Source organism: Nonomuraea zeae (assembly GCF_005889725.1).
In the GTDB taxonomy this organism is placed as follows: Bacteria; Actinomycetota; Actinomycetes; order Streptosporangiales; family Streptosporangiaceae; genus Nonomuraea; species Nonomuraea zeae.
On the sequence record NZ_VCKX01000538.1, the window covers coordinates 1 to 4,028 of the forward strand.

Annotated in this window: 3 protein-coding genes and 1 pseudogene; 3 read left to right on the forward strand and 1 reads right to left on the reverse strand. The window is 72.1% G+C overall.

The features are described from left to right. The 3 genes and pseudogenes from ETD85_RS60675 to ETD85_RS60685 form a co-directional block, all read left to right on the forward strand. Positions 1-263: pseudogene (locus ETD85_RS60675) on the forward strand (LysR family transcriptional regulator); the annotation flags it as partial. Continuing rightward, on the forward strand, positions 260-1,117 hold the full coding sequence (locus ETD85_RS60680; protein WP_138698833.1) for a serine hydrolase: 858 nt from the start codon (positions 260-262) through the stop codon (positions 1,115-1,117). The pseudogene ETD85_RS60675 and the gene ETD85_RS60680, both read left to right, overlap by 4 nt. Before the next feature lie 58 nt (positions 1,118-1,175). Continuing rightward, on the forward strand, positions 1,176-3,134 hold the full coding sequence (locus ETD85_RS60685; RefSeq protein WP_138698834.1) for an acetoacetate--CoA ligase: 1,959 nt from the start codon (positions 1,176-1,178) through the stop codon (positions 3,132-3,134). 4 nt (positions 3,135-3,138) lie between these two features. On the opposite strand, the gene ETD85_RS60690 is transcribed toward ETD85_RS60685, so the two are convergent. Continuing rightward, positions 3,139-4,028: alcohol dehydrogenase catalytic domain-containing protein (locus ETD85_RS60690; protein ID WP_206059615.1), on the reverse strand; the 890-nt coding region annotated here is incomplete at its 5' end.

Genomic DNA, 4,028 nt, shown 5'->3' on the forward strand with positions numbered 1-4,028 from the left:
GGCTGGGGCTGGTGCTGGCGGGGGCGGCGGTCGCGTTCGGGCCGAAGGCGGAGCACCCGGGAGTGGCCTGGCGGCCGCTGCTAGGCTCGCCGATCACGTGCCGGGTCTCCACCGCCTGGCGCGTGGCGACGGCCCCGGCCGGCGACATGGTCGCGGACTTCTCGGTCGTGGCCGTTCGCACGTTGAAGGAGAACGCCGGGATGACGGACGAGGGCGCCGTGCCCGCACGGCGGATCAGCCGCCGGCCGGGGATGCTGGCATGAGCGCGCCCGACTTCGACGCGCTGTTCCGGATGGCCGGCGTCACCGGCTGGCTGTACGCGGCCGACATCGACGCGGATCGCCAGATCGGGCACGGCGCCGACGAGCCGCTGCCCATCGCGTCGATGTTCAAGGTGCCGCTGATGGTGGAGCTCTGCCGGCAGGCGGACGCCGGGCTGCTCGACCTGGCCGCGCGGGTGACCGTGACCCGGGCCGACCGGGTGCCCGGGCCCACGGGGATCTCCGCGATGCTCGACGACGTGACGATCTCGCTGCGCGACCTGGCGTACCTGATGATCGCGGTGAGCGACAACAGCGCGGCCGACGTGCTGCTGGGCGTGGTCGGGTTCGACGCGGTCAACTCCATGCTGGCGGGATTCGGGCTGGGCGGCACGCACGTCTCGCAGAGCTGCAAGGAGTCCAACGACAGCATGGGCTGGGACACCGGGCACGGGTGGCCGTACGTGGATCCCGACGACATCGCGCGGCTGCGGGTGCTCGACCCCGCGCGGTCGAACCGGAGCACCCCGCGCGAGATGGCCCGGCTGTTCGGGCTGATCTGGCGGGACGAGGCGGCCTCGGCGGAGTCGTGCGCCTGGATGCGCGCCGTGCTGAACATGCAGGTGTGGCCGCACCGGCTGGCCTCCGGCTTCCCGTACGACGACGTGGCCGTCAGCGGGAAGACCGGTTCGTTCCCCACGTTGCGCAACGAGTCGGGCGTCGTCGAATACCCTGACGGCCGGCGCTACGCGGTGGCCGTCTTCACCCGTTCGCTCAGCACCGCCCTCATCCAGCCGCGCGCCGACGCGGTGATCGGCACGGCCGCCCGTATGGCGGTGGACCACCTACGGCGATAGCAAGTTATGTGGGAAGTCGGGTATGACTTTCCGTTGATCGGGCGACAGGATGGGACACATGGTTGCTGAGGGCGAGCTTCTCTGGGAGCCGAGTGAAGAGGCCGTCGCTTCGGCCCGGCTGACCCGTTACCTGGAGTCGCTGGGGCGATCCGGATCCTATGAGGACGCCTGGCGGTGGTCCGTCGGCGACCCGGCCGAGTTCTGGACGTCGATCTGGGACTACTTCGACGTGCTCGGCGAGCGCGGCGACGGCCCGGTGCTGTCGGGGACGATGCCGGACGTCCAGTGGTTCGCCGGCAGCTCGATCAACTACGCCGAGAACGCGCTGCGGCGCACCGAGGGCACCGCTGTCGTGTTCGTCTCCGAGGACGGCGCCCGCCAGGAGCTGACCATGGCGGAGCTGCGCGAAGAGGTCGCCCGGGTCAGGACGGGCCTGATCCGCCTGGGCGTGCGGCGCGGCGACCGGGTGGCCGGCTACCTGCCCAACATCCCGCAGGCCCTCATCGCCTTCCTCGCCACCGCGTCGCTGGGCGCGATCTGGTCGGCCGGCTCACCCGACTTCGGGGTGCCGAGCATCGTCGACAGGTTCAAGCAGATCGAGCCCAAGGTGCTCATCGCGGTGGACGGCTACCACTACAACGGCAAGAGCTACGACCGCTCGGCCGCCGTCAACGAGATCGCCGCCGAGCTGCCCTCGCTGCGCGCGACCGTGTGGATCCCGTACCTGGCCGCCGTGGAGGAGGGGCGCGCGCCCCAGCAGGCCGAGCCGGCCGAGGCGCACACCGAGGAGCCGCCGCACGGCGAGGTGATCGGCTGGGAGGGTCTGCGCGCAGAGGAGGGGCCGCTGGAGTTCGAGCGGGTGCCCTTCGGTCACCCGCTGTGGATCCTCTACTCCAGCGGCACGACCGGGCTGCCCAAGCCGATCGTGCACGGGCACGGCGGCGTCGTGCTGGAGCATCTGAAGTCGCTCGCCTTCCACCAGGACCTGGGCGAGGGCGATGTGTTCTTCTGGTACACCACCACGGGCTGGATGATGTGGAACTACCTCATCGGCGCCCTCCTGGTGGGGGCCACGCCCGTGATGTACGACGGTTCGGCCACCTATCCGTCGCCGGCCGCGTTGTGGCGGATCGCCGCGTCGGAGGAAGTGACGTATTTCGGGGTCGGGGCGCCGTACATCATGGCCTCGCTGAAGGCCGGGATCCATCCCGAGGGGCTGGAGCGCCTGCGCGGCGTCGGATCGACCGGGTCGCCGCTGCCGCCCGAGGGGTTCGCCTGGGCCGCCGCCGAGCTGCCGGGGATCCCGCTCGGGTCGTTCTCCGGCGGCACCGACGTGTGCACGGGGTTCGTCGGGGCCACCATGCTCCACCCGATCAGGGCCGGGATCATCCCGTGCCGGTCGCTGGGGGCGAAGGTGGAGTCGTTCGACCCCGCGGGCGCGCCGGTCGTGGGCGAGGTGGGCGAGCTGGTGCTGACCGGGCCGATGCCGTCGATGCCGGTGATGTTCTGGAACGACCCCTCGGGCGAGCGGTACTTCGAGAGCTACTTCGACGTCTACCCCGGGGTGTGGCGGCACGGCGACTGGATCAAGATCGAGGAGGACGGGAGCTGCGTGATCTACGGGCGCTCCGACTCGACCCTGAACCGGGGCGGCGTCCGGATGGGCACCAGCGAGTTCTACCGGGTCGTCGAGCGGTTCGAGGAGATCGCCGACAGCCTGGTGATCGACACGGGGCAGCTCGGCCAGGAGGGGCGGCTGCTGCTGTACGTGACGCTCGCCGAGGGGGCCACCATGGGCGAGCCGTTGCAGCGCGCGCTCTGTGACGCGCTGCGCAAGGAGCTGTCGCCCCGGCACGTCCCCAACGAGATCCACACCGTCCCCGGCATCCCCCGCACGCTCTCCGGCAAGAAGCTGGAGGTGCCCGTACGCAAGATCCTGCTCGGCACCCCCGTCGAGGAGGCGGCCAATCCGGACGCCATGGCCAACCCCGAGGTGCTGCGGCATTTCCGGCCCTGAGGGCTCAGGCCATCAGCACGACGGTCTTGCCGCGGAGCTGACCCGACTCGGCCCCGCGGTGGACCTCCTGGAGCTCGTCCGGCGAGCGATATGCGGCGACCTCGACCGCCAGCTCGCCCCGGTCGATCAGGGCGGCGATGCCGGCGAGCTGATCGGGATCGTTGCGGGTGATGAAGTGGACGCCGCCCTCGATCGGGGAGGCGACCGTGATCACCGTGCGGCCGCGTCCCGCCAGGGCGGCGGCGGCCTCGTCCGGGATCGCGGCCAGGTTCAGCACCACGTCCATGCCGCCGGGGAACGGCCTGGTCGCGTAGTCGATCACCTCGTCGGCGCCGTAGCGTGCCGCGGCCGCCGCGCTGTGCGGGCCCGCCGTGGCCGTCACGACCGCGCCGGCCCGCTTGGCGAGCTGGACGGCGAACATACCGATGCCGCCGCCCGCGCCGTTGATCAGCACCCGCTGTCCCTCGGTGAGCCGGGCGTGCTCGTGGATCGCCTGCCACGCGGTGAGCCCGGCCACCGGGACGGCGGCGGCGTGGGCGAGCGGGACGGTCTCCGGCGCCCTGGCCAGGAGGTCCGCCGGCGCGGTCGCGTACTCGGCCGCGGCTCCCGTCACCTGGCCGAACACGCGGTCGCCAGGGGCGAGCCGGGTGACGCCCGCGCCGGTCTCGACGACCGTGCCCGAGACGTCCCAGCCGAGCGTGAGCGGCAGGTTCACCTGGAGGACGTCGTGGAGCAGGCCGAGGCGCAGCCCGACCTCCGCCGGGTTGAGCGACGTGGCGGCCACCTCGATCAGCACCTCTCCGGGGCCCGGGCGGGGCACCGGGATCCGGTCCTGCCGGATCACCGTCGCGTCGCCGTACTCGTGGATGCGGGCGGCCCGCATGGTGGTGGGGG

Coding starts and splice junctions, on each gene's coding strand:
- ETD85_RS60680 (WP_138698833.1), top strand. CDS start 260: ATGAGCGCGCCCGACTTCGACGCGCTGTTCCGGATGGCCGGCGTCACC.
- ETD85_RS60685 (WP_138698834.1), top strand. CDS start 1,176: ATGGTTGCTGAGGGCGAGCTTCTCTGGGAGCCGAGTGAAGAGGCCGTC.